Source organism: Spongiibacter sp. IMCC21906, from assembly GCF_001010805.1.
In the GTDB taxonomy this organism is placed as follows: Bacteria; Pseudomonadota; Gammaproteobacteria; order Pseudomonadales; family Spongiibacteraceae; genus Spongiibacter.
In genome coordinates this window covers 2,556,834-2,581,788 of sequence record NZ_CP011477.1, presented here as the reverse complement: position 1 = coordinate 2,581,788, position 24,955 = coordinate 2,556,834, and the positions used below count along the sequence as shown (strand labels likewise).

The 24,955-nt window shown below is 51.2% G+C and carries 20 protein-coding genes; 7 read left to right on the top strand and 13 right to left on the bottom strand.

Features of this window, described 5'->3' with window-relative positions:
* Nucleotides 1–459: 459 nt before the first annotated feature.
* Entirely contained in the window at nt 460–1,224 is a 765-nt protein-coding gene (locus IMCC21906_RS11930) for a flagellar motor protein MotB (RefSeq protein WP_047012358.1), read from the bottom strand.
* Entirely contained in the window at nt 1,225–2,007 is a 783-nt protein-coding gene (locus IMCC21906_RS11925) for a MotA/TolQ/ExbB proton channel family protein (protein WP_047012357.1), read from the bottom strand. It lies immediately after the preceding gene.
* Between the two features lie 451 nt (nt 2,008–2,458).
* Between IMCC21906_RS11925 and IMCC21906_RS11920 the strand changes: the two genes are divergently transcribed.
* The 3 genes from IMCC21906_RS11920 to IMCC21906_RS11910 all read left to right on the top strand — a co-directional run bounded on the left by IMCC21906_RS11920 (nt 2,459) and on the right by IMCC21906_RS11910 (nt 7,129).
* Entirely contained in the window at nt 2,459–3,619 is a 1,161-nt protein-coding gene (locus IMCC21906_RS11920) for an efflux RND transporter periplasmic adaptor subunit (RefSeq protein ID WP_047012356.1), read from the top strand.
* 42 nt (nt 3,620–3,661) lie between these two features.
* Nucleotides 3,662–6,766, top strand: a complete 3,105-nt coding sequence (locus tag IMCC21906_RS11915) for an efflux RND transporter permease subunit (protein WP_047012355.1) — start codon at nt 3,662–3,664, stop codon at nt 6,764–6,766.
* Between the two features lie 81 nt (nt 6,767–6,847).
* Nucleotides 6,848–7,129 carry a pyrimidine/purine nucleoside phosphorylase gene (locus tag IMCC21906_RS11910; protein WP_047012354.1) on the top strand — a complete coding sequence of 94 codons (282 nt, stop codon included), beginning with the start codon at nt 6,848–6,850 and terminating at the stop codon, nt 7,127–7,129.
* A 125-nt stretch (nt 7,130–7,254) separates the two neighbouring features.
* On the opposite strand, the gene IMCC21906_RS11905 is transcribed toward IMCC21906_RS11910, so the two are convergent.
* Together IMCC21906_RS11905 and IMCC21906_RS11900 are read right to left on the bottom strand one after the other, a co-directional pair.
* A complete protein-coding gene (locus tag IMCC21906_RS11905; RefSeq protein ID WP_047012353.1) occupies nt 7,255–8,547 on the bottom strand; it encodes a flavohemoglobin expression-modulating QEGLA motif protein in 1,293 nt (430 codons plus the stop codon).
* Nucleotides 8,544–9,674, bottom strand: a complete 1,131-nt coding sequence (locus IMCC21906_RS11900) for a GNAT family N-acetyltransferase/peptidase C39 family protein (protein ID WP_047012352.1) — start codon at nt 9,672–9,674, stop codon at nt 8,544–8,546. Before IMCC21906_RS11900 ends, IMCC21906_RS11905 begins: the two co-directional genes overlap by 4 nt.
* Before the next feature lie 159 nt (nt 9,675–9,833).
* Between IMCC21906_RS11900 and IMCC21906_RS11895 the strand changes: the two genes are divergently transcribed.
* The gene (locus tag IMCC21906_RS11895; RefSeq protein WP_047012351.1) at nt 9,834–11,300 is read left to right on the top strand and encodes a RimK family protein; all 1,467 of its coding nucleotides are present in this window, start codon (nt 9,834–9,836) and stop codon (nt 11,298–11,300) included.
* Here IMCC21906_RS11895 and IMCC21906_RS11890 read toward each other — a convergent pair.
* From IMCC21906_RS11890 to IMCC21906_RS16860, 5 genes are all read right to left on the bottom strand, one after another.
* Nucleotides 11,297–12,337, bottom strand: coding sequence for a DUF3080 family protein (locus IMCC21906_RS11890; protein WP_047012350.1), 1,041 nt, complete (start codon nt 12,335–12,337; stop codon nt 11,297–11,299). The genes IMCC21906_RS11895 and IMCC21906_RS11890 overlap by 4 nt on opposite strands.
* Nucleotides 12,334–12,897 (bottom strand): glutathione peroxidase, encoded by a 564-nt coding sequence (locus tag IMCC21906_RS11885; protein WP_197085896.1) that lies wholly within the window; start codon nt 12,895–12,897, stop codon nt 12,334–12,336. The genes IMCC21906_RS11890 and IMCC21906_RS11885 overlap by 4 nt, the downstream gene beginning before the upstream one ends.
* A 266-nt stretch (nt 12,898–13,163) precedes the next feature.
* Nucleotides 13,164–13,946 (bottom strand): amidohydrolase, encoded by a 783-nt coding sequence (locus IMCC21906_RS11880; RefSeq protein WP_156166041.1) that lies wholly within the window; start codon nt 13,944–13,946, stop codon nt 13,164–13,166.
* Between the two features lie 17 nt (nt 13,947–13,963).
* Nucleotides 13,964–15,106 (bottom strand): methionine aminotransferase, encoded by a 1,143-nt coding sequence (locus IMCC21906_RS11875; protein WP_047012348.1) that lies wholly within the window; start codon nt 15,104–15,106, stop codon nt 13,964–13,966.
* Nucleotides 15,107–15,348: 242 nt separating this feature from the next.
* Nucleotides 15,349–15,513, bottom strand: a complete 165-nt coding sequence (locus tag IMCC21906_RS16860) for a hypothetical protein (RefSeq protein ID WP_156166040.1) — start codon at nt 15,511–15,513, stop codon at nt 15,349–15,351.
* A 573-nt stretch (nt 15,514–16,086) separates the two neighbouring features.
* Between IMCC21906_RS16860 and IMCC21906_RS11870 the strand changes: the two genes are divergently transcribed.
* The gene (locus IMCC21906_RS11870; protein ID WP_047012347.1) at nt 16,087–17,262 is read left to right on the top strand and encodes an alanine--glyoxylate aminotransferase family protein; all 1,176 of its coding nucleotides are present in this window, start codon (nt 16,087–16,089) and stop codon (nt 17,260–17,262) included.
* 195 nt (nt 17,263–17,457) lie between these two features.
* Nucleotides 17,458–18,294, top strand: coding sequence for an HDOD domain-containing protein (locus IMCC21906_RS11865; RefSeq protein WP_047013384.1), 837 nt, complete (start codon nt 17,458–17,460; stop codon nt 18,292–18,294).
* Nucleotides 18,295–18,430: 136 nt separating this feature from the next.
* Here the strand turns inward: IMCC21906_RS11865 and IMCC21906_RS11860 are convergent, their stop codons facing one another.
* From IMCC21906_RS11860 to IMCC21906_RS11845, 4 genes are read right to left on the bottom strand one after another with little or no spacing between them, the layout of a single operon-like run.
* Nucleotides 18,431–19,207, bottom strand: a complete 777-nt coding sequence (locus IMCC21906_RS11860; RefSeq protein ID WP_369795763.1) for a YciK family oxidoreductase — start codon at nt 19,205–19,207, stop codon at nt 18,431–18,433.
* Nucleotides 19,208–19,237: 30 nt separating this feature from the next.
* The gene (locus IMCC21906_RS11855) at nt 19,238–19,900 is read right to left on the bottom strand and encodes an HAD family hydrolase (protein ID WP_047012346.1); all 663 of its coding nucleotides are present in this window, start codon (nt 19,898–19,900) and stop codon (nt 19,238–19,240) included.
* On the bottom strand, nt 19,897–20,607 hold the full coding sequence (gene ubiG, locus IMCC21906_RS11850; RefSeq protein WP_047012345.1) for a bifunctional 2-polyprenyl-6-hydroxyphenol methylase/3-demethylubiquinol 3-O-methyltransferase UbiG: 711 nt from the start codon (nt 20,605–20,607) through the stop codon (nt 19,897–19,899). The genes IMCC21906_RS11855 and ubiG overlap by 4 nt, the downstream gene beginning before the upstream one ends.
* Before the next feature lie 7 nt (nt 20,608–20,614).
* Nucleotides 20,615–21,943 (bottom strand): TRZ/ATZ family hydrolase, encoded by a 1,329-nt coding sequence (locus IMCC21906_RS11845; RefSeq protein ID WP_047012344.1) that lies wholly within the window; start codon nt 21,941–21,943, stop codon nt 20,615–20,617.
* A gap of 270 nt (nt 21,944–22,213) precedes the next feature.
* Here IMCC21906_RS11845 and gyrA point away from each other — a divergent pair, with 270 nt between their 5' ends.
* The gene (gene gyrA / locus IMCC21906_RS11840; RefSeq protein WP_047012343.1) at nt 22,214–24,883 is read left to right on the top strand and encodes a DNA gyrase subunit A; all 2,670 of its coding nucleotides are present in this window, start codon (nt 22,214–22,216) and stop codon (nt 24,881–24,883) included.
* Nucleotides 24,884–24,955 lie beyond the last annotated feature (72 nt).

Here is a 24,955-nt window from a genome sequence, read left to right as displayed (position 1 = left end):
ATGATGTTGCTCATTCATACCCCTCGTTTTCTGGATACCGACTCAAAGCTTGTCCCGGCCTATGTGCCGGGGGCCGGTATGACGGGATGGTTTGGCCAGATGAGATAGAGCTAGACGATCATACAAAGCCCCGTCATCCCGGACACCATAGTGATCCGGGATCCAGTGTCTCGGAGCAGGGGTTCATGATGATGCTCATTCATACCCGTGGTCTTCTGGATACCGGCTCAAAGCTTGTCCCGGCCTACGCGCCGGGGGCCGGGATATGGGTGACCCGGGATCCAGCACCTCTGATGAGGCTGGAATGGGTATCGTGTTGCTCGACACGAGCAAAGGGGCTTTGTCGACCGATCAGCGAGGAAGTGGTGAGACTTGATAATCAGCAGTGAAGTTATCTGGCAATGGCAATGAATGGCGCGTATGGCTGTTTGATGATTCCGTACGGTGCGCAGCGCGATTTTACATATCTACTCTACGGCTGATTTGAATTTCTACGCGTCGATTTCTTGCTCGGTGCTCTTCGCTATCGTTGGGGTAGAGCGGATGAAATGCCGCGTAGCCAACGGCTCGGAATCGTGAGGCATCTGCGCCGCTTAGGTCCATTAAGCTATGAAGCATGGATACGGCCCGGGCGGAGGACAAATCCCAGTTGGAGCGGTAGCTGTCGGTGTGGATGGGAACGTTGTCGGTATGTCCGGCAATAATTATTTCGCCGGGGATGCTATTGATGACGGTGGAGATTTTTTTGCCTATTTTGTCAAAGCGGTTGTCCAGGCCTGCGCTACCGGAGGCGAAGGAGGCGTGCTCGCGAATGCGGATAACAAGAAAGCCTTCTTCGGAGGCGACAACATCAACCTGGTCTTGGTTGATTTCGACTTCCAGAATCGATTTTGCCAGCTCGATATCTTGCGCTAAGGCGTAGCGTTGTAGGTTGCTGGTGGAGTCTTGCCGAACGACATTGTCTGGGGTGGAGCTGACTCGCCCCGGAGAAAATTCTCTGGCGATAATACTGGTGCCGATAGGAGTGTCTTTTGCTTTGATTTCTTTCTGGACACCAAAGGCGTCTTTGAGGGAGCCCGACAGTTCTTTAAATTTTTGTTTGTCCATTTCAGAGAACGAAAACATCAATACAAAAAAGGCCAGCAGCAGCGACATTAAATCGGCAAATGTGAGCATCCATGCGGGTGCTCCGGCCGGGGCTTTCTTCTCAGGAGGGGCTTCCACTTACGCGGCCTTTTCTGCTTTGGCAGCGTCTTTGGCTGTTTCAGGTTTTTGCTCAGGCAGGTAGGTGCCGAGCAAACTTTCCAAAACTCGGGGTTGTATACCGGTTTGAATACCGTTAACGGCCTCTAGTATGAGCTGCCGGTTACGCCGCTCTTCTGCTGTTCTAAAGGCGAGTTTTTCCGCAACGGGAATGCAAATAGTGTTGGCTAAAATGGCGCCGTACAACGTAGTGAGTAGCGCAACCGCCATGGCCGGGCCGATAGCTTTGGGGTCGGACATATTGGCCATCATCTGCACCAAGCCAATTAGGGTGCCGATCATACCCATGGCCGGGAAGGCATCGCCAAAGCCCCGAAAGATCGCTTCGCCAGACTCGTGGCGCTCAATGGTGAGGTTGATTTCTTTATTCAGCAAATACTTGACGAGGTTGTCATCGACGCCGTCAATGGCCATTTGTACGCCTTTGTTCAGAAACTCGTTACCGATCTCTCTGTTTTCCAGCTCAAGCAGTCCCTCTCGGCGGGCTACTTTGGCAAGCTCTACGCATTCATTAGTAAGCGCCTGTGGGCCCATACTGCGATGAAAAAAGGCTCGAGAGGCGACTTTGAAAGCGCCCAAGGTATCCCCGAGGGGGAACTTCATCAGGTTGACTAAGGTGCCGCCGCCAATGACGATGAGTACCGAGGGTGTATCAATAAAGCTGCTGGCGCTACCACCAAATAGTATAGCCGCGGCAATGACCGCTATTGCTCCTAACATTCCCAATAGTGTTGCTATGTCCATCGGTCGCGGCGCTTCTAGGTTGTTTATCTTCTCGCTATCCTATGGGAGAGCGAAATGCCTTTGAATCAGTGTTTTCCGAGGGTTAAGAAAAAACAATAGACGTTGCGTTGCGAGCTGTATTCGCGGACATCGTTTGCGGACATGGTATGTTTGGCCCGCGTTAAATGTTACCTGTTGGTGTTTGCTGGGCGCGCGGGGCGGTAAAATCGGAAGTTCGGAAGTATAGCAACGATATTAAAAACCTTAGCTTGTGGTTTATTCTTATTTTGTAGAGGTGCCTTAACATTTCGTAATAGCTGTCTGAAAGCAAGTCGCTGTATAGTAGTCGCCTTTAGTCAGGTCGTTGCCCAAATAACACGGTATTAATATAAAGTTATTGCTTTTAGCAGGCATACAATGATGACACTGAAACACATATTTACCGATTGCTGAGTTAGAAAAGGAATGCTCCATGAGTAAACGGATGATCATTTTGTTGTCGCTTGCAGTGCTTGCCTTTGGCGGCGTTGTGGGCATGAAGTGGTTCAGCAATAAGATGATGAATGATTTTCTGAATGACATGCCAACGCCTCCGGTTACCACGACCTCGGCCACGGTTGAGCGCAGTCAGTGGGACAACACGTTAACGGCGGTAGGCTCACTGGTTGCTGTAAACGGTGCAGATCTGGCAAGCGAAGTGGATGGTGTGGTTAAGGCGATTCATTTTGAATCGGGCCAGCATGTTGAAAAAGGCAGCTTGTTGATTGAGCTTGATTCAGCAGTAGAGCAGGGTGAGTTGAATCGCTTGGAGGCTCAGGGCGATTTGGCTGAGCTGGATAGCAAGCGCATTGAGAAATTGTTTAAGCGTGGCTCTATCTCTAAATCTGAATACGATAAGGCAATGGCCGAGACAAAAGTGGCAGTAGCGTCGGCAGCGGCACAGCGTGGTCGGGTTGCTCAAAAACAGATTCGCGCGCCTTTTTCTGGTCAGCTTGGTATTCGTCGAGTCAATGTTGGCCAGTATTTAAGTCCTGGCCAGTTTGTGGTGACATTGCAGGCGCTTCACCCTATCGATGTAGATTTCACCTTGCCTGAAAGCGAGCTTGGCCAAGTTGAAGAAGGGCTAACGATTGCAATGAAGCTGGATGGCTACGCTGACGAGACCTTTGCTGGTGAATTGATTGCCATTGACCCGAAGGTGAACCCCAACACTCGCAACTTTGACCTTCGCGGTCGTATTCCCAATGAGGATATGCGCCTCAAGCCTGGCCAGTTTGCGCAATTAACCTTAAATCTGCCTGGCAGTGCCGACGTTTTAGTCCTACCCCGTACGGCGATTAACTACGCTTCTTATGGCGCGACGGTCTTTGTTATAGAAAAAAATCCTGAGGCCGGGCCGCCACCGGAAGAGCCCGATCCCAGTGCACCGCCTTATACCGACCTATTGGTTAAACAGCGTTTTGTCAGTCTGGGTAAAGCCAGAGGTGATTATGTTGAGATTACCAGTGGTTTAGAAGAAGGGACTAAAGTGGCCAGCTCGGGCTTATTGAAATTGCGCAGTGGCCAGCCGGTGATTATCGATAATGCAATGCGCCCTAATACCTCTTTGGAGCCATCTCCGCCGGAAAGCTAAGTTTTAAACTCATTGCTTCCACGGCTCAAAAGGACAGGATAAATGCACTTTACCGATATTTTTATTAAACGCCCCGTGCTTGCCGTGGTGGTAAGCCTCGTTATTTTATTGTTGGGTCTTCGCGCGGGATTGGATTTAAACGTGCGGGAATACCCCGACCTGCAAAACGCTCAGATTACGGTAAGCGTTGCCTACCCCGGTGCTGACCCGGAGTTGGTTGAGGGGTTTATTACCACGCCACTGGAAAGAGAGATTGCCACCGCCGATGGCATTGACTTTTTAACCTCAAATTCTAGCCAAAGCGTCTCCAGCATTACCGCTAATCTTTTACTGACTAAAGATCCCAACGAAGCCCTAACGGAGATTTCCACCAAGGTGAACAAGCTGCGCAGTCAGCTTCCCGATGGCGCTGAAGATCCAGTTATCCAGTTAGCAAACGCAAACTCAACCGCGTCTATGTATTTGTCTTTCTCATCTGAGTCTATGAGTAAGACCCAAATTACCGATTATCTCACCCGTATTGTCGAGCCGGAGTTGGTCTCTATCTCGGGCATAGAGAGCATTATTATTGATGGGGGGCAGCCCTATGCCATGCGGGTGTGGCTTGATTCGGCCAAGCTAAAGGCTCATGACCTGAGTGCCAGTGAAGTCTTTGATGCCATTCGGCGAGAGAATGTTTTATCTGCCGTAGGCCAAACCAAAGGTGCCTATGTGCGAATTGGTATGGCGGCAAATACCGATCTGAACGATCTTGAGGGGTTTCGAAATCTTGTTGTTCGCTCCGAAGATAATGCGATGGTCAAACTTAAAGACGTGGCAACGGTGGAGTTTGGCACAGAAGATTATGATGCGGTGGCATACTGGGACGCGTCTCCCGGCGTCTTTATTGGTATTTTTATCCGTCCCGATGCCAACCTGTTGGACGTGATTGACCAGGTTAAATCGCGCTGGCCCGAAATCGTGAAGGCCATGCCAGAAGGCTTGGACGGCGTGATTGGCTACGACAGTACTATATATGTCGACCGTGCCATTGCCGATGTACAGGCGACGCTCATCGAAGCCGTGATAATTGTTATCGTGGTGATCTTCCTGTTTTTGGGCTCACTGCGGAGCTCGGTGATTCCTGCCGTTACGGTGCCGTTATCGCTGATTGGCGCCTTGTTTTTTATGTACAGCATGGGCTTCTCTATTAATTTGTTAACCATGCTGGCGATGGTATTGGCCATCGGTATGGTGGTGGATGACGCCATTATCGTGCTGGAAAATATTCATCGGCATATCGAAGAGGGCATGTCCCCCAGGGACGCGGCGATTAAAGGCGGCAGAGAACTGGTCGGGCCCGTTATTGCCATGACGATTACGCTGGTGGCGGTCTATGCTCCTATTGGCTTTTTAACCGGTATTACCGGCACCCTGTTTACCGAGTTTGCCTTTACCCTTGCTGGGGCAGTATTGATATCTGGGGTCATTGCACTGACCTTAACGCCAATGATGTGCGGCAAAATGCTTAAAGCCTCGCATGGTGCAGATGGCGAGGAAAATCGTATGGAGGTTTTCCTCGATGAGAAATTTGAGTTCTTACGCAAAAAATACAAAAGCTCTGCCCACAACGCGATGAACCACCGTCATGTGGTGGGGATATTTGGTTTGCTTGTATTGTTGTCCTGCGTTTATTTATACAGCACCACGGCATCTGAACTGGCACCGGGTGAGGACTTGGGTTTCGTTGGGGTTTTGCTTGATGCCGATGGCTACGCCTCTGCAGAATACTTGAAAGACTCTATGGTCAAGAGCAATAAAATTGGCATTGACCACCCGTCGGTTGGCCATACGTTTGCACAAGCCTCGGGTGGTTTTTTAGAAGCCAACCAAGGTTTTGTGGGCTTGATCGGCAAACCATGGGACGAGCGAGATCAAAGCATGAGTGAGGTAGCCGCAGAGCTCACGCCTCAGCTTAATGCCGTGCCAGGTGTGCGAATAGCCCTGTTTGAACCACCACCATTGCCCACGCCGGGTCAGGGGTATCCGGTCGAATTGGTGTTAAAGTCTACCGCTGACCCCATAACATTGGCCGAAGTGGGAAGTGAAGTTGTCGGGCGAATTATGGCGAGCAACCGTTTCTTTTTTGCAGCCCCCCAATTGAATTTTGATCGCCCTGAATCCGAGCTGCGAATTAACCGCGAAAAGGCGGCTCTGATGGGGGTGGATATGCAAAGCCTCAGCGCCGATTTGATTGCTTTAATGGCCGGTGCCGAAGTCAATCGTTTCGCCTACCAGGGGCGCTCCTACAAAGTGATTGCCCAGGTTCAGCGGGAAGAACGCTTGAACCCCCAGCAGCTTAAAGACTTTTATACTCGCACCCGCAGCGGCGATTTGATCCCGCTGTCTACGGTGGTTGATATTGTCGACCGCACTGTGCCGCGATCCATTACCCATGCTCAGCAGCTCAATTCCAATACCATTGTTGCCGTGCCCCGGCCAGATGTTACCCAGGGCGAGGCGTTGGAAATTGTGGAGAATATTGCTGCAGAGGTCATGCCTGCCGGGTTTAGCATTGATTACAGCGGTACCTCTCGGCAGCTCCGTCAAGAAGGTAATGCATTGGCGACGACTTTCTTGTTTGCGATCATTATTATTTATTTAGTGTTGGCCGCGCAGTTTGAGTCCTTCCGGGACCCATTAATCATTCTGGTGACTGTGCCTATGTCGATCAGTGGGGCATTGCTGACCATTAACCTGTTGGCGCTGACCAACGGTATGCAGCTGAGTAACTTTCCTGGTATGACGCTGAATATCTATACCCAGGTCGGTTTGATTACCTTGATTGGGGTCATTTCTAAACACGGTATTTTGATTGTGGATTTTGCCAACCGTTTGCAGAAAGATGACCGGCTTTCTAAACGTGAGGCGATTGAAGAGGCGACGTCTATTCGCCTGCGGCCCATTTTGATGACGACCGCAGCCTTGGTCATGGCGATGATACCGCTATTGCTCGCCAGTGGCCCAGGTGCCTCATCCCGTTTTGCAATGGGCTTGGTTATTGCCTCTGGTATGTCAATTGGGACGTTGTTTACCTTGTATGTTGTGCCAGCCATGTATTTGTATGTGGGGCGGGACTATGGCCACGCCAAGCAGGCAGAGGCTTAGCAAGGCGCTGGCGTTCTGGTGTCGCGTTGATTGGGCCGGTATGATTGCCGGCCCTGTTTATTTCCACTCTTGGATTTTTAAATGATTAAACACAACAGTTATTTTGATGGTGCCGTGCAATCCCTAGGTTATGACGGTGAGGCCAAACCCGAGTCTATTGGTGTGATGGGGCCGGGTGAGTATGAATTTGGTACCGACGCCGAAGAGCGTATGGAAGTGTTAAGCGGTGCCTTGACGGTAAAGCTGCCGGGCAGTGATGACTGGGAGACATTTTCTGCTGGTCAGGGTTTTAATGTTCCCGGTAAAAGCAAGTTCAATCTTAAAGTAACCGTTAACACAGCGTATCTCTGCATTTACGGTTAATTGCTTTTATGTTTGCCGCAATGTGGTCCACCCTCAGACTGCCTTGCGGCAGCCGTGTCGGCATGCCTACAACTTGTAGGATGATTTTATTTTTGGTCGCTGTTATGGCCTCGCTGCAAAACCGTTTACAGCCCTTGGCGCTCAAACAAGGCCTTGAAATGATCTTGTATTCTGCCAATGTCCAGCAAGGACATACCGCTAGAAAAACCAAACCAGACATATAAGCCGTTCAGGTCTTTAAACATGGGGGGAAGGTAACGGGGTGCCTCAATAAGACCTTGTTGTTGATAGTGGTAAAGGGTGGGCACGTCATCTAAAGCCACCTTGCCGACAAACATTAACGGCAACACCTCCGGGCGATTTGATAAAATCGCACAGCGAATAAAATTCACGGTTTCCACAAAGCCTTTGACGTAGGACAAGTCTTTGGTGAAGCAACTCCCGCCACGCACATCGCCGCCACGAAATACCCGCTGGGCAATTTTGTAACTGTCTTTTTGGCTCAAACCCTGATCGATGAAGTGGCGATAGACCTCCATAAAATCGGCGCCATTTTCCGCCAGGTCGATGGCAACAACCCGGTCGCTAATGCGTCGTGCTCTGGCGGGAAAGGAGCTAAAAGTCAGCGTTTCAATTAACACCGCCAAGCCCTCTTGGGGCGCCGTGATACGCGGCGATCCCACGCTGAGCCAGCTGGCCCAGGGTTGATTACGGCCATTCAATGTTGTGCCAACATGCACCCATCCTTCGTGTACCTCCAATACTTGAATGTCCAGGCTTGAGAACGCTGCATGGGTGTTGACCTTTATGCAATCGCCACCGGCAGAGGCGTCAGAAACAATACCGTCGGTCTCTTTAACGCTAAAAGCGCTGTCGGCAAAGTAGGGTAACAGCCGCTGTTGGAGTTGATTTACGGCTTCGTCGGCAGGGATGTTTTTGGGGTAGGCGGCTGCAAGGTGGCTGGCCGCTGGCAGTGAAAAAATATGACAAAGTCGCTGGCCCATTTCTATCAAGGTCATTTTGTCACCGCGTAAATGGTCCCGAGCCGAGCCATAAAGTTTTTTGCTGGCGGCCATAAAACCGGGGGTGCCACGTTGGCTAAGTAAATCAATGACAATTAAATACTGCTCAATGGTCTCGCAAAGAATACTGCCAAGGGGATCGTCTTTACCCAGGCGCTGTTGAATTTTTTTACGAAGTCCAAGCAATGCTTGTCGTTTGCTGTTGGGATCAAAGCTCAGGGGCAGCTGTTGATAGTAGTCGGGACCAATGTCAGGAAGAGCGTTGGCACCGGTGGCTAGAAATTGCTCTTGGATACGCTGGGGCCATTTAATGCTATCCAAAATTAAAATGGGTTTTTGGATGGCAATTAATTCATCAGAAAGCTCTCTGAGCGCTTGGGGATAATCTGTTTTCATTGGGCGTTTGATGTGCCTCCTGGTTTGGGATGAATCGCTAGCAAACAACGCAGACGTCGGCGGCCAAAACTGGCCATGGCAATAAACGCATCAATACTGACCGGCACATGTCGACAATCTGCCTCGGTTTGCCAGAGTGTATCGTCAGTATCTGGGTCATTAACATACACGTAATTTTGATCGCTTTTGTTGATGTACACCCAGTGAGGGGCTTTGTTTCTGTTAAGTGCCCAAGTACTGATAAGAGCAACAAGATGTTCTTGCTGTTCGAGTATTTCTCGGAACTGCTTCTGCCCCAGCGGACTTATCTCCACCGGCATGTTGTATTCGCTAAGCTGTGTTAAAAACTGCTGATGGACCAGCTCAATTACACTGCGTTTTTCGTCACTTCGAACACTGTCAATAAAGGGCGTGTCGGCAGTATTGATATAGAGTGTTACAGCAAATTGACGCCGTAATGCCGCCAGTGCCAGGCCGTGGGGCGAGCAGCCCCCGTGACCCGCAGTCATAAAAATGGTGGTGGCTTCTCGCCACAGTTGCAGCTCCTCGCTGCGGTTAATAGGCGCAGACTTATCCAAACTATGCATGGCCATCATCAGTGCGGCGGGGCCACAACTAAAATCAGTGGTTTGGGCGTAATAGTTTGGCATTTTCTGGTCGCTGCTATGCGCAGCCAGGTTTAAGCGCTTTTCAAAGCGCAGCGCCTTGCTGCCGTCTTCGTAGTAATTGTCAACGGTATCAAAACAGGCATAGCCTTTTTTACGATAAAGAGCGATGGCCGGGGCATTATCCTCCCGGACCTCTAAGCGCAAAAAAACGCAGTTCGCTTGCCGGGCCCGGTTGTGGGCATCGTCTAACAGAAGGGCAGCTAAACCTCGTCCCCGGCATTGGGGTGCGAGCGCTATGGAATAGAGCCTTGCCAAGCTCGTGCCAGAACGAAACAGCAGCAAGCTATAGGCAAGAATGGCATCGTTGTCGACCAGCACGGCGAGCTGGTGGGGGCCCGGTTTTAAAAAGCGTTTAAAACTGCGGCGAGAGAGTCGGTCGCCAGCAAAACACTGTTGCTCCAGCTCCAGCAAAGCGTCGATATCACTGCTTGTGGCATTGCGAATTATCGGGTCTGACATGGTGTTTCCAGTTGTGCTGACGGCTGGCGAAACCGCTCCGTCAGCTGGGGGATAATACTGCGCAATATTTACTCTTCACAATCCATATTTGCATATTGTGAATGGTAAAAACTGGCCTCAGAATGCCGACCATTACAGCCCTTTTACGAGACGCCCAGCATGGCCCAGTTTTACGTCGTAGTGGACGACCTGAAAGATTGGTCGCCCTATTTCCCCAGCCAGGATGTGATTACCTTTGATGACTATTTGGAGCGGGTTGCCTCGAATGGAGAAGAGCGGGTCAGGGTGATTAATCTTTGTCGAAGCTATCGCTATTTGGGTACGGGTTATTATTGTTCTCTCCTTGCCGAGGCAAGGGGGCACAATGTGCTGCCTTCGGTAAAAACCTTGAGCGAATTGGGTCGAAAATCATTATCGGCTATCCAATGGGAAGGGATTGAGCCGTTGCTGGCAAAACTCCCGGCGGGAAAAAATGGCGATGTACGGGAAATTCACAGTTGGTTTGGCGAAACCTTGTCGGCAGAGCACAGCGCATTTTCAAAAGCCGTATTTGAGCGTTTTCCCTGTCCGTTGCTAGAAATTTCGCTGGAATATAAAAGCCAATGGCGGCTGCGCAAAGTGCAAGTTACGTCGCTGAAAAATTTGCAGGGTAATGAAGAGCAGGAGGGCTTTGCCGCTACTTTTGAAGCCTTTAGTAGCAAAATGTGGCGTAAACCCAAAGCCAGAAAACGCTTTCGTTATGACCTGGCTATTTTGGTGGACCCGGAAGAAAAATTGCCTCCCAGTAATAAAACCGCACTGCGTCGATTTGTCAAAGCTGCGGAGTCGCTGGGAATTTCTGCAGAAATGATTACCCGTAAGGATTATTTGCGTCTACCGGAATACGACGGCTTGTTTATTCGCGAAACCACCGCGGTGGATCATCACACCTATCGTTTTGCTAAAAAGGCCGAGGCGGAGGGCTTGGTGGTGATGGACGATTCCACCTCTATTTTGCGCTGTACCAATAAAATTTATCTCGCTGACCTGTTGCGCAGTCACAAAGTGCCTGTACCCAAAACCGAATTTTTGCGCCGGGATAATGACGAGGAATTACGTCGAATCGCAGATACATTGGGTTTCCCAATCGTATTAAAAGTACCTGACGGGGCTTTTTCTCGGGGTGTCGTTAAAGTAGAAAACTGGGACGCCTTGGTGAGTGAAAGTAAGCGCCTGCTGGATAAGTCGGCGCTGCTGTTGGCCCAGGAGTTTATGTATACCGAATACGATTGGCGCATTGGCGTGCTGGACGGTAAACCCCTGTATGCCTGCCGTTACTACATGGTGAGAAACCACTGGCAAATCTATAAGCACAGCAGCAGTAAAAGTCAGTCAGGTGGCTTTGATACCATGCCTACTTACGAAGCGCCCAAGAAGGTCATTGATGCCGCCACTAAAGCGGCCAAATTAATTGGCAATGGCTTTTATGGCGTAGATATAAAACAGAATGATAAGCAGGTGGTAGTGATTGAAGTGAACGACAACCCCAGCATAGATTCGGGTGTCGAAGACCTGTTTTTAGGCGAAGGCTTGTACCAATCGGTGATGGATGTGTTTTTGCGTCGAATGGAGCAGCGACGTCGTTAACCCGGCGTCATACCGCATTGATGTAGTAAGGCACCGGCTGCGTTAACGTGGTCTCGATGGGCTTGAATAAGCAACTCAAAAAGCTGTTGTCGGTTGCTTTGCCATTGCCGGTACTGCTCAGGCAGCTTGATGTCTGCCGATGCCATCACCTCAAACAGCGTAGTTTCAATGTCGTGTATCACCGGTAGTAACTGCTGCTGATGACGGTTGATACGGCTGGCGGTTTTTTGAATATCGGCAATAAAAAATTTGCTTAGCACATTTCGAAAATGGCTGGCAGCCGGTGGCGATGATCCGACAAGGCAAAGAGGCCTGTTGCCAAGGCGACTGTCAATCAACGCGGTGGCTGATATCAGCCCTGCTAGATTTAGCCGTTGTGCATTCAATAAGTCCCCCGCTAGACCTTTGCGAATTTCACCAAGGGTCATCAATACAGCATTCGGGTTTATTTGCCACTCGCCAGCCAGCCAGTTTTTTTGCCAACGCAACCACTGTTTTAAAGGCTTAATTGCCGGGTCTGCACCGTCGATGGGGTAGGTTTGTGCGCGATTGGGTTTGGCCCACAGCTCGCGAAATTCCGGGCCAGCCAAACTGGCGGCAAAAATGCGTGCAGGTAATTCCTGCTGTTTAATTGCGCCAGCCTTTTTCAGGCTTTGCCGCAGTTCGGTGTCGTTATCCTGATCCAGTGTTTTTAAACAGTCTTCCAGTTGGGCAAGAAACTGCAAATCAAAAATCAATCGCCCAGCGGCATCGCTATGCTTACCCAGAATACTATTGCGCTGGGCAATGGTTTCTCCCAGTTTGCATTTGCGTAGCTGTAAAAAGTCCAACAGATTAATGCTGGGAGATGAGAAAGCCACGACGAGATCGCGCTGTTTGGGGTAATGGAGAAAGTCTTGGGGCTGGGGCGCGGTGGCGTTACGGTCCAAGACATTTTCGAGTCTTGAAATATAGCGCTGCCAAGACGGGCCGAGCGGACTGCTGACGCTACAGGCTAATAGCGCCAGCGCAACAAATAGCAACGCGGCTGTCTTCATTCTTCATTGAGAATAGCGGTAATCGCTTTGCGCAGTGAGTCGGCATCGGGCTTGGTCATTGATGAAAAACTTTCCGCTTCGCCGGTACGGGGATTAAACACATATTTGTAGAAATTCCATTTCGGTTTGGTATCGCTGGCTTTGGCCACCAACGCGAGAAGTGGATCGGGGTTGTCGCAGCGAATACAGGCCTTGCGAAACATCGGAAAACTCACCCCATAATTGGCGTGGCAGACCTTGGAGGTTTTTTCCGCGTCCTCGTATTCCTGACCGCCAAAATCCGCCGTGGGCACGCCCATCACCAGTAAACCTTGATCTTTAAACTCCTGATAAAGCGCCTCTAAGCCCTCAAACTGGGGCGTAAAACCACACATGCTGGCAGTGTTCACCACCAATACCGCTTTGGCGCTTTTTACCGTGTCGCACAGGTTTAGCTCACCCGCTTCCAGCGTGGGGCGGCTAGCGTTGAGACTATCGGGGCACTGCCAGGCTGTGGCATTGCCTAAACTTGCGCAGCCCCATGCCAAGACCATCAAGAAGAACTGACGAACGGCATTCATAGTGGATTCCTTTTGTTGGCGTGGCGGTTGGTATTTTATGCTACAACAAATAATTACAGGTTTTAGACAATCTTACTGCTATACCAAGGATAGGACGAATTGGATTTTGGCCGACGTGGTGATTAGCAACATCTCAGAGATATTTGCTAAAGGCGTGTGATTCTTCAATTAATACGCTAAATATATTCAATGAATAAAAGATAATAGCATCTGCGCTCAAAGCCCCAAGGTGGTCCGGCCACTTTATTTTATACGGTATTTGATGATTAACCCGTTATAGAAAGCTCAAATCTGTCTGCGTCTAGTTCGGCTGGGAAGTTTTCTTTAAATTCATTGAGTGCGCTTATATCTAGGGAGCTGCTTAGTGTCTTACTGACATTTTCCGGAGCACTTTCCAGCGTTTTGCCCATGTAATCTAATATCACACTATCACCACTATAGTCATGGCCATTGCCGTCTTTGCCGACGCGGTTCACGCCGATTACAAAACACTGGTTTTCAATGGCGCGTGCGGGTAGCAGGCTCTTCCAGGCATGGGCGCGGGCGGCGGGCCAGTTGGCGATGTAGATTAGGGCGTCGTAGTCGTTGCGATTGCGGGAAAACACGGGAAAGCGGAGGTCGTAGCAGACTTGCAGGCAAAAGCGCAGGCCTCGCCAGGGCACAATAATCCGCTGGCTGCCGGGGCTGTAGTGTTGGTGTTCTCCGGCCATGCGGAAGAGGTGGCGCTTGTCATATTGAGTAACGCGGCCGTCGGGCTCTACCCAGTACATGCGGTTGTAGTAGTCGCCGTCATCGTTAATGGCGACGGAGCCGGTAATGGCGGCGCCGGTGGTGTTGGCTTGGGTTTTCATCCAGCTTAGGGTCGGGCCGTCGTTGGGTTCGGCAATGTCTGTGCTGGCCATGGAAAAGCCGGTGGTAAACATCTCCGGTAGAACAATGAGATCGACCTGTGTCAGTTGGCTGATTTGGGCGGCAAAATGACTGCGGTTTGCTTCTGGTGATTGCCAGTGCAGGTCGCTTTGTAACGCGGCAACGTTTATCGCTTTCATATTGACAGAAGACCTCTTTATAGCAGGCATAGTTTCTTCGCGGCGGCTTGCAAGGTGCTGTGTTGTTTGGCAAAACAGAAGCGAATAATTTTGCTGTCTGGCGGCGTTTCATAAAAGACCGAGAGCGGGATGGCGGCGACGCCAGCGGTTTCTGTTAGCCATTCGCAAAATTGCGTGTCGGCCATATCACTGATGGCGCTGAAATCTCCGAGAATAAAATAGGTCCCGGTGCTGGGTAACAATGTGAAGCGGCTGGCGGCCATTTCTGATGCAAAATAATCTCGCTGTTGCTGATAGAACGCGCCAAGCTGATCAATGTGCTCTGGCTCTTCGGCTAGCATATCTGCCAGGGCGTGTTGGGCTGGGGTGAAGCTGGTGAAGGTAACAAATTGGTGAATTTTTCTAAATTCCCGGCTTAAGGCTTTGGGGGCGACGCAGTAGCCGGTTTTCCAGCCGGTGCAGTGGAAGGTTTTGCCAAAGGAGGAGATCACAAAGCTGCGGCTTGCTAGGTCGGGAAAGCTATTGGCGCTCAATCTGGCGTGGTCGTCAAACACAATGTGCTCGTAAACCTCGTCGCTAATTAAGAACAGCTCGTTTTCTAAAACCAGTTTTTCCAGTTGCAGCCAATCTTGTTTGCTCAGCAACGTGGCGGTGGGGTTGTGGGGGCTATTGACGATAATACAGCGGGTTTTGTCGGTGATGGCGTCAGCCACTTGTTGCCAGTCTGGTCGGTAATCTGGGGGAGAGAGTGCCAGTCGTTTACAGCGGCCGCCAGCCAAGGCAATAGCCGGTTCGTAGCTGTCGTAGGCGGGGTCGAACATAATCACTTCATCCCCAGCTTGAATCAGGGTGTGAATGGCGACGAATAAGGCTTCTGTTGCGCCTGAGGTGACGGTGATCTCTTGCTCTGGGCACACCTCTCGCTGGTAGCAACGTGCGACCAATTTGGCGATTTCACTGCGCAAGTCGGCAACGCCACTCATGGGCGGGTATTGATTTTGGCCTGCAAGGGCGTGGTGATTGAGCTGCTGCAGTAATCGCGCGGGGGTGGCAAAATCCGGGAAGCCCTGCGACAGATTCAGTGCGCCGTGTTTAGCGGCCAGCGCAGACATTGTGCTGAAAATAGTGGTGCCGACGTGGGGGAGTTTGCTGTTAATCATAGACACTGATTGCGGTTCCCTTTAACGGAATGGTCAACGTTACTGAATGGCTAGCTTGCTGTTATTGTCCGCAGTCGCTGGCCGCTCGTCTAGCCGCTTATTGAAATTTGCAAATGATGTTAAGCCTCTCGGGAGGAGGCCGCAGATGAGTATTTGCTAAAGTCGAAGATAAACATTGAAAAGAGAAGCCTAGGACTTCTCTTTTTTGGGGACGGATATGTTGCAGCTTAGATGTTACAGAATTAGTAGCCGCTGTCTTGGTAAGGGTTGCGTTTGTCAGCGCGTCTTGGCTGCTCGTTTTCAACCTTGATGGGGCAAAGCTTGTCTTGTTCGTAGCTGTCAATATTAAGCAGCTTGGCGATGTCGAGGGAGAGTTGCTTAAGGAACTCTTTAATGCGCTCTGTCATGCGACATACTCCTTTCGTGTTATGTCTGGCAGGGGGCCGCCAGTCATTCTGTGACCATATTATTACGAAAAAGGTTCTGTAGGGGCTTGGTTGCACTAATTCGATGCTCGCTGCTGGGGGGCATTTTTACCTCCAACTCGGCGCCAGACATGCGGTTTGGTCACTCTACACAAGTGTCTGGTAACAACGCTGGGGGTAAAAATGGCCCCAGTCCTGTGGATTGAGGCTAAAAAAGCGCCCCTCGTCGTTGCTCGTCACTTATTTGGCGTAACCAAACTACATTTCTCGCGCCTAGCTGGACGCTTTTTTAGTCACAACAGCGGCAATCGAATTAGTGTAATCAAGCCCCCGGTTAACTGAGTCATATTTTCTTCATATCATGCATTTTAATGGGCCGTTAGGAAATACCCTATTTGGGGTATCTGTAGCAAAGGGGGAGGAATTTCTGTGGAATAGGGCTAGTCGGGATGTTTTGTAGCCCCTGAAGCCGTCATTTTCGTTACAATAGTCGGCTTTATCTTTATTGGCTGCGGTTGGGCCATTAACTGAAACAAGAACTGAAACGAGGCAGGTATGAGTATTTCTTCTTTCCAGGCACCACAGCGGGTTTTGATGGGGCCCGGGCCGTCAGATGTTCCACAGCGTATTCTTGATGCGCTTGGTCGGCCTACCATTGGTCACCTTGATCCGCAATTTATTGTGATGATGGACGAGATTAAAGAGCTGCTGAAATATGCGTTTCAAACTGAAAATGCGCTGACGCTGCCGATTTCTGCCCCCGGTTCTGCCGGTATGGAAGCGTGTTTTGTGAATTTGCTGGAGCCAGGTGACAAAGCCATTGTTGCGGTTAACGGCGTTTTTGGTAAGCGCATGATAGAAAATGTGCAGCGCTGTGGGGCCACTGCCATTGCAGTAGATCAAGCCTGGGGCACCCCTGTTGATCCAGATGCGGTTGAGCAAACGCTGGCGGCTCATCCGGATGCCAAGGTTTTGGCCTTTGTGCACGCCGAGACCTCAACGGGTGCAATTAGCGATGCAGAAACTTTGTGTGGGCTAGCCAAGCGCCACAATTGCTTAAGTATTGTCGATACGGTGACGTCGCTGGGTGGTGTGCCACTGTATGTGGACCGTTGGAAAGCCGACGCAGTGTATTCCGGTACCCAAAAGTGCTTGTCTTGCACACCGGGTTTGTCGCCGGTCAGCTTTAGCGATGCGGCGGTAGCTGCGATTAAAGCCAGAACAACGCCGGTACAGAGCTGGTTTTTGGATATGAATTTGATTCTGGGTTATTGGGGCCAGGGTGGCAAACGTGCCTACCATCACACCGCGCCAGTGAATGCCTTATATGGTTTGCACGAAGCCTTGGTGGCTCTGCAGGAAGAAGGCTTAGAAAATGCCTGGTTGCGTCACGCGACGATGCATCAGGCACTGGCTGCGGGGCTGGAAGCACTGGGCATTGAGTTTGTGGTTAAGGCGGGTGCACGACTGCCTCAGCTCAATAGTGTTTATATTCCCGACGGCATCGACGACGCCAAAGTACGTGGCTTATTGCTAGAAAAATACAGCCTGGAAATTGGCGCGGGCTTGGGTGATTTTGCGGGTAAGGTATGGCGCATAGGCTTAATGGGCCACAGTGCGCGACGTGAGAATATTGAGCTATTGCTGACTGCCTTGGTGGATGCTTTTGGGCAACAAGGGCTGACGCTTGATCTTGATATCGCGTTGAAGGCCGTGGCCGACGCGCTATAAATTTAAGAGCATTAAGTGCTGTTTGATACGGGTCAAACAGCACTACTTTTGTCATATCTAAGATATCCCTTTTTGTTTTTTTAGTTGAGTGCGGTCTGACCATAAACAAGGGGATAAGTATTTGTCTCGATAAGCCTGATTGTGTTGCTTTGTTATTCTGAACGGCAAAATAATGATTTGGGCGACGGCGGCAATATGAGCCAAGTGATTGGGCAGATTCGCAGCGATATCCTGAGTGCGATAGAAGACGATTCTATTGTGCTGCCGACCTTGCCGGAGGTGGCGCTGGAAGTGCGGGAAGCGGCCAGTGACCCCGATGCCAGTATTCCTATTTTAGCAAGCATTATTGAACACGATAGCTCGCTAGCGGCCCGAATTATCCGGGTGTCCAATAGCTCGTTGTTGCGAGCGCGGCAACCCATTGCTGATGTGAAAACTGCGGTCAGTCGAATCGGTTTGGCTTATACCGGTACGCTGGTAACGACCTTGGCAATGCAGCAAATTTTTTTGTCGACCAATGAAAGTTTAAATACGCGGATGCGCGCCTTGTGGGTACATAGCATTGACGTGGCAGCCATCAGCCATACCTTGTCAAAAACCCAAGCCCACCTTAAGCCTGAACTCGCCACGTTGGCGGGGATTGTTCACCAAATTGGTGTTCTGCCGTTGCTGAGTTATGCGGTAGGTCGGGGTTTTTTGCGAGATCATCCCCGCTTGCTAGACCTGGTGTTGGCTCAGTTGGCCCCTGAAGTTGGGCGGCGTATTTTGGCGTCTTGGGGGTTTGCGGATGAGTTGCTTGTTATTCCTGAGGCTTATTTACAGTTTGATCGGGATGTGGACGTAGCGGATTACGCTGACGTGGTCACGGTCGCCAATTTGCACAGCTATGTTGGTAGCGACCACCCCATGGGGGAAGTGGACTGGTCGTCGGTTAAAGCTTTTGCCCGGCTGGGCTTGTCGGTGGACCCCAATGAAGACGATGCCGGTTATCGAGAGCAAATTGAGCAAATGCAGGCGCTACTGCAGGCTTGAGCGATGGCCGCCTGGACTGGTGGTCATCGGCGATAGCAGCCAGGTTCAAAACTCAGGTTCAAGCACCGCATGTTAATGGTGTTATTGTCGGTTGGCGCTGAAGCTGGCATACGCATGGCGTACTTTTTGGTGAGCCTTATTTGGGCTGGGCATCAAATCGGCAGCCATTTATCTCGCGGCTTTCGTCGCTCATCAAATACAGATAAAGCGGCATGATCTCCTCGGCGAGGGGGTTGGTCGCTGGGTTTTCGCCAGGGTAAGCCAAGCGGCGCATAGCGGTATTGGTGGCGCCGGGGTTAATGCTGTTGACCCGAGTCCCGTTCAGTTGAAACTCTTCATCTGCCAGAATTTCCATCATGCCTTCAATGCCGAATTTAGAGACGGAGTAGGCTCCCCAATAGGCGCGGCCTTTGCGGCCCACGCTGGATGATGTCAAAACTACGGAGGCATTATCTGCTGCGGCGAGTGCTGGAAGCAGTGCTTGGGTCATCATAAAAGGTGCAGTTAAATTAACGTGCAAGACTTCATCCCAGCTATCAACGGTGGTCTGGGCAATGGTTCGACGTTGCCCTAACACGCTGGCATTGTGCAGCAGCCCATCTAAGCGGCCAAACTCCTGTTCAATGGTGTTAGCGAGCTGTTCGTAGTCTTGCATTACCGCGCCCCGTAAATGCAGGGGGTAAATGGCGGCTTGGGGATAGCCTGCAGCCTCAATTTCGTCGTAAACCGCTTCCAGTTTTTCTACGGTTCTACCTAGTAAGACGACGGTGGCGCCGTGTCGGGCAAAGGCCAGCGCAGCGGCTTTGCCGATGCCGTCACCGGCGCCGGTGACCAGAATGATTTTGTCAGCTAAGCAGTTTGCGCTGGCATTAAAATTTTGGGGCAGGGTGTTAGCCACAGGCGGGTTAGTCACAGCGAACCTCAATAAATAAAATAATAATGATTAGATGAATTTGGCAACGATATCGTTTAGTTCAGCCGGGGCGTCTATCACATAGTCTGCGAGCCAGTCTTCCGCTTGTTGGTCCTCGGGAATATAACCATAACGACAGGCGACGGTGACCATCCCCGCCGCGCGGCCCGCTTCAATATCCCGCAGGTGGTCACCAACATAAATGGCCTCTGTTGGTGCTATGTCCAGCTCTTTGCAGGCCAAAAACATCGGTTCGGGATGAGGTTTGCGGTGAGTAACGTGGTCTGGGCAAATGCTTGTACCGCAACGCTCGTCTAAATTCAGCGCCTTTAGCAGGGGCTCTGTAAACCGAGCCGGTTTATTGGTGACGATGCCCCATTGCAGCCCTTGCCGTTCTAGCTTTTTAAGTACGTCGTCCAGACCGGGAAAGAGGGAGGTGTTATGGGATAAGGCCTCAGCGTAGCGGTCGAGAAATTCGTTGACCAACTCGGCAAAGCCGTCATCACCTTCCTGCATGTTAAAGCCTAGGCCCACTACAGCTCTAGCGCCATTGGAAACATGTTGACGCACGGCGTTGTAACTTTGGCTTGGCATATTATGCCGATCGAGCATGGCGTTGAGTACCGACGTAAAGTCTGCAGCGGTATCCAGCAGGGTGCCATCTAAATCGAATAAAACGGCTTTTAAGGTCATGCGGGCTTCTTAACGTGAACCATGTAATTTACGTCGACGTCGCGCTCAGTCAGTTTGTAGCGTTTGGTCAGCGGGTTGTAAGTCATGCCGGTCATGTGCTGCAAAGAAAGATTGGCTTCTCTTATCCATTCACCCAGCTCGGCGGGGCGAATAAAGCGGCTGAATTCATGGGTACCTTTGGGCAGCATTTGTAACAAGTATTCTGCACCGACAATGGCAAACATAAAGGATTTGGGATTGCGGTTAATGGTCGAAAAGTAAATGTCGCCACCGGGTTTGCACAGCGCAGCACAGGCACGAATAACCGAGGCGGGATTGGGAACGTGCTCTAGCATTTCCAGACATGTCACCACATCGTATTGACCGCCGTGTTTGTCGGCCATTTCTTCGGCGGTGGTTTGAATGTAATCAACTTTGACACCGGATTCCAGCTGGTGCAGTCGGGCCACGCTTAGGGGTGTTTCACCCATATCTATGCCAGTGACGGTGGCGCCGCGCTGCGCCATGGCCTCAGACAAAATGCCGCCGCCACAGCCAACGTCGATCACGTTTTTTTCGGCCAGCGGCGAGCGTTGGTCGATATAGTTCACCCGCAGCGGGTTGATATCGTGGAGGGGTTTAAACTCGCTGTTTTTGTCCCACCAGCGGTGCGCCAGCTCTTCAAATTTGGCGATTTCTGCCGGGTCGACATTGGAATACTCTTGCATTGTAATCTTATGCTCCACTAATTCGCTGGCGCCAATATTCGGCTTTTTTCACCAGCTCCTGGCTATCCAGTTGCGTAAGCGCGCCATTATCCAGCATCCGTTGGCCTTTAATCCAGCTGTGACGTACTTGATGGCTGATATTGCTGTAAACCAATTGTGAAACCGGCGAGTAAAGGGGTTGCTGGGCTAAGTCAGACAAATCAACGCTAATCATATCCGCGTGCTTGCCAATCTCGAGGCTGCCGACCAAATGATCAATGCCCAGCGCTTTGGCCCCATCAATGGTGGCCATGCGCAAGGCGGCGATATCGGGGAGGGCGGTGGCGTCACCTGCCACGGCTTTTGCCAACATGGCGGCGGTACGCATTTCGCCAAACAGGTCCAGGTCGTTGTTGCTGGCAGCACCGTCGGAGCCGAGGGCGACATTAATACCGGCTTTGCGCATTTTCTCGACCGGAGAAAAGCCGCTGGCCAATTTCAGGTTGGACTCGGGGCAGTGCACGGCATGGCAGCCATATAATGCAAGCAAGGCAATATCGTCGTCGTTAATGGCGGTGAGATGGACACATTGAGTGCGTGGCCCTAATAAGCCCAGTTCGGCTAAACGCTCAATGGGCCGTTTGCCCGTGGCGGCCACGGCGTCATCGACTTCTTGTTGGGTTTCGTGAAGGTGAATTTGTACATTGGATTGGGTTTCGTGGCTGAGCATGGCAACCCGGCTAAGAGCCTCATCACCGACGGTATAGGGGGCGTGGGGGCCAAAGGCAATTTGAATCAAGTCGCTTTGTTTAAACTTGTCTCGCAATGCCAGGCCTTTGCGAAAGTATTCGTCAGGACCGCTGCCCCAGGCGCTGGGAAAATCAAAAATCGGAAAGGCGAACTGGGCACGCATACCAATGCGGTGGGCAAGCTCCGCGGCCACACTGGGGAAAAAATACATGTCGCTAAAGCAGGTGGTACCGGTTTTAAGCATTTCGGCCATTGCCAGCGCGGCGCCATCGTTAACAAACTCTTCGTTTACCCATTTACCTTCGGCGGGCCAAATGTGGTCGTTTAGCCAAACATGTAGCGGGTGGTCGTCTGCCATGCCCCGCAGCAAGCTCATGGCGGCGTGGCCGTGGGCATTAATCAAGCCTGGCATGAGGATTTGCTGTGGCAGCTCTATGGTTTCATTGGTGACAATGCTGCGGGCTTGTTCAGCGGGTAAGATGGCGCTAATAAGGCCATTGCTCATTGCCAGTGCATGGTTTTCTAATATGGGGTCACCGTCGCTGACCGGCAATATCCAGCGAGGAAAGATCACTGTGTCGGCTGCAATGGGCTTGGCCTCGGGCATGGGGAAATCCGCTCTCTCAAGATAAAGCCGCCAGTATACCTACAATGAGTAAAATATGGATGGGCCGAAGCCTTAGCGCCTTGATTTGCGGCGATTTTGAGCTGTCTACGCATGCTTGGTTTGTGCTATCATCGCGCTTTTATTTTCGCGTTCGGCGTGCTTGCCGTTGTTAGGGACGCGGATAAACAATAGGCCGAGAAGGCGCCATTCAGATTGCACTCTGAAAAAGCGCACATGTGCCCTGGTCCATAATAAGGAACTCTCCCGTTAATGGCTGACATAGCTAAAGAAATTCTTCCTGTAAATATCGAGGACGAGCTAAAGCAGTCCTACCTTGACTACGCAATGAGCGTTATCGTCGGCCGGGCACTCCCCGATGTCCGGGACGGCCTCAAGCCAGTTCACCGTCGGGTGTTGTTCGCCATGAGCGAACTCAACAACGACTGGAATAAAGGCTACAAGAAATCTGCCCGGGTGGTTGGGGATGTCATCGGTAAATACCATCCCCACGGTGACTCGGCGGTTTACGACACCATCGTTCGAATGGCGCAGCCGTTTTCGCTGCGTTACATGCTGGTGGATGGCCAAGGTAACTTTGGTTCCATCGACGGTGATAACGCGGCAGCGATGCGTTACACCGAAATTCGCATGCAGAAGCTCTCCCATGAGCTGCTGGCGGATTTAGAAAAAGAAACCGTGGATTGGGTGCCGAACTACGATGGCACGGAACAGATTCCGGCGGTGTTGCCGACTAAGGTTCCTAACCTGCTGATTAATGGCTCGTCGGGTATTGCGGTGGGCATGGCGACCAATATTCCGCCCCATAATCTCACCGAAGTGGTGAGTGCTTGTTTGGCGGTGTTGGATAATCCCGATATCACGATTGAAGAATTGATGGAGCATGTGCCGGGACCCGATTTTCCCACTGCAGCTATCATCAATGGTCGCGCGGGTATTATCGAGGCGTATAAAACGGGTCGAGGTCGCATTTATGTGCGTGCTCGGGCTGAGGTCATTACAAATGAGAAGACCAACAAAGACACCATTATCGTCACCGAGTTGCCGTATCAGGTAAACAAGGCTCGCTTGATTGAAAAAATTGCCGAGCTGGTGAAAGAGAAAAAAATAGAAGGCATTTCTGAGCTCCGGGACGAGTCCGATAAAGACGGTCTGAGGGTGGTTGTGGAAATGAAACGGGGCGAGAGTGGCGAAGTGGTGTTGAATAACCTCTACGCCCAAACCCAGCTGCAAAACGTCTTTGGCATCAATATTGTTGCCTTGGTAGATAATCAGCCGCGTATTCTCAATTTAAAAGAGCTGCTGGAATACTTTGTCCGCCATCGTCGTGAAGTGGTTACTCGCCGCACCGTGTTCTTGCTGCGTAAAGCTCGGGAACGGGGGCATGTGTTGGAAGGTTTGGCGGTCGCGATCTCGAACATTGACGAAGTCATTACCACGATTAAAGCCTCTGCCACCACCCAGGAAGCGCGCGAAAATTTGTTAAGCCGCCCTTGGGAATTGGGTGATGTCAGCGCGATGTTGGAGCGGGCGGGCGCCGATGCCTGTCGCCCGGATGATCTCGAAGATCACCTTGGCGTGCGGGATGGCAAATACCATCTTTCCGCTGCGCAAGTGCAGGCAATTTTAGAATTGCGTCTGCAAAAGCTAACCGGGCTTGAGCATGAAAAACTGCTTGAAGAATACAAGGTAAAGCTTGATGAAATAACAGAATATATGAATATTCTGGGTGATCATCACGCACTGTTGGCGGTGATTCGCGGCGAACTTGAGCAAGTGGTGGCCGACTTTGGCGATGAGCGTCGTACCGAAATTGTCGCCTCGCAACTGGATTTAACCCACGAAGACTTGATCCCTGAAGAAGAGCGGGTGGTGACCATTTCTCACAATGGCTACGCCAAGTCTCAGCCGTTAGATAGTTATCAAGCTCAGCGTCGTGGTGGCATGGGTAAATCGGCAACCTCGGTAAAAGAAGAGGACTTTGTTGAGCATCTGTTGGTGGCCAATACCCACGATACTATTTTGTGTTTCAGCAATATCGGTAAAGTGTACTGGCTGAAGGTGTATCAGATTCCAGTGGCGGGCCGTAACTCTCGTGGTCGTCCAATGGTGAACTTGCTGCCACTGGATGAGAGCGAGCGTATTACCTCGATCTTACCCGTGCGGGAATACACCGAAGGCTACTTCATCTTTATGGCCACCGAACAAGGCACGGTGAAAAAGACGCCACTGGAGGCGTTCTCTCGTCGCCGAAGTGTTGGTTTGCGGGCGCTGGAGTTGGATGAAGGTGATGTTTTGATTGGCACCGCGATCACTAACGGTGATGACGACGTGGTGCTATTGAGCAGTGCCGGTAAAGCAGCTCGATTCCACGAAGGTGATGTGCGGGCAATGGGCCGTACTGCCCGCGGTGTACGCGGTATTCGCATGGATGAAGAGCAGTGTGTTATCGCCATGATTATTCCGGCCGAGGGTGGCCGGGTGCTGACTGTATCTGAAAACGGTTACGGAAAACGGACTCCCGTTGAAGAATTCCCCTGTAAAGGTCGCGGCAACCGTGGCGTTATTGCCATGACAATGTCTGAGCGTAACGGTGATTTGGTCGGCGCGGTGCAGGTTTTTGAAGGCGATGACCTGATGCTGATAAGCGATCAGGGCACGCTGGTAAGAACCCGCACCGATGAAGTCTCGCAACTGGGCCGTAACACCCAGGGCGTTAGGGTGATTCGCCTGCGCGAAGACGAGCATTTGGTGGGTGTGCAGCGTGTTGCTGAGGCCGATATTGATGCCGAGCTGGAAGAAGCGGAACTTGGTGCAGAGGCGGTGAATGATGGTGCTGCAACTGACGACGCTGCAATCCCTAAGCAAACGCCAGATGTGGGCCCAGATGACGCGCCAAGCGATGACCCTAGTGAGTCTTGATAGATATAAGTGACCTTGATAGATAAAAAGCTTGATTGGAGGGGTGTTGATACCTCTCCTGTTTTCACCTTT

Coding starts and splice junctions, on each gene's coding strand:
- IMCC21906_RS11925 (WP_047012357.1), bottom strand. CDS start 2,007: ATGGACATAGCAACACTATTGGGAATGTTAGGAGCAATAGCGGTCATT.
- IMCC21906_RS11920 (WP_047012356.1), top strand. CDS start 2,459: ATGAGTAAACGGATGATCATTTTGTTGTCGCTTGCAGTGCTTGCCTTT.
- IMCC21906_RS11915 (WP_047012355.1), top strand. CDS start 3,662: ATGCACTTTACCGATATTTTTATTAAACGCCCCGTGCTTGCCGTGGTG.
- IMCC21906_RS11910 (WP_047012354.1), top strand. CDS start 6,848: ATGATTAAACACAACAGTTATTTTGATGGTGCCGTGCAATCCCTAGGT.
- IMCC21906_RS11905 (WP_047012353.1), bottom strand. CDS start 8,547: ATGAAAACAGATTATCCCCAAGCGCTCAGAGAGCTTTCTGATGAATTA.
- IMCC21906_RS11900 (WP_047012352.1), bottom strand. CDS start 9,674: ATGTCAGACCCGATAATTCGCAATGCCACAAGCAGTGATATCGACGCT.
- IMCC21906_RS11895 (WP_047012351.1), top strand. CDS start 9,834: ATGGCCCAGTTTTACGTCGTAGTGGACGACCTGAAAGATTGGTCGCCC.
- IMCC21906_RS11890 (WP_047012350.1), bottom strand. CDS start 12,337: ATGAAGACAGCCGCGTTGCTATTTGTTGCGCTGGCGCTATTAGCCTGT.
- IMCC21906_RS11885 (WP_197085896.1), bottom strand. CDS start 12,897: ATGAATGCCGTTCGTCAGTTCTTCTTGATGGTCTTGGCATGGGGCTGC.
- IMCC21906_RS11880 (WP_156166041.1), bottom strand. CDS start 13,946: ATGAAAGCGATAAACGTTGCCGCGTTACAAAGCGACCTGCACTGGCAA.
- IMCC21906_RS11875 (WP_047012348.1), bottom strand. CDS start 15,106: ATGATTAACAGCAAACTCCCCCACGTCGGCACCACTATTTTCAGCACA.
- IMCC21906_RS16860 (WP_156166040.1), bottom strand. CDS start 15,513: ATGACAGAGCGCATTAAAGAGTTCCTTAAGCAACTCTCCCTCGACATC.
- IMCC21906_RS11870 (WP_047012347.1), top strand. CDS start 16,087: ATGAGTATTTCTTCTTTCCAGGCACCACAGCGGGTTTTGATGGGGCCC.
- IMCC21906_RS11865 (WP_047013384.1), top strand. CDS start 17,458: ATGAGCCAAGTGATTGGGCAGATTCGCAGCGATATCCTGAGTGCGATA.
- IMCC21906_RS11855 (WP_047012346.1), bottom strand. CDS start 19,900: ATGACCTTAAAAGCCGTTTTATTCGATTTAGATGGCACCCTGCTGGAT.
- ubiG (WP_047012345.1), bottom strand. CDS start 20,607: ATGCAAGAGTATTCCAATGTCGACCCGGCAGAAATCGCCAAATTTGAA.
- IMCC21906_RS11845 (WP_047012344.1), bottom strand. CDS start 21,943: ATGCCCGAGGCCAAGCCCATTGCAGCCGACACAGTGATCTTTCCTCGC.
- gyrA (WP_047012343.1), top strand. CDS start 22,214: ATGGCTGACATAGCTAAAGAAATTCTTCCTGTAAATATCGAGGACGAG.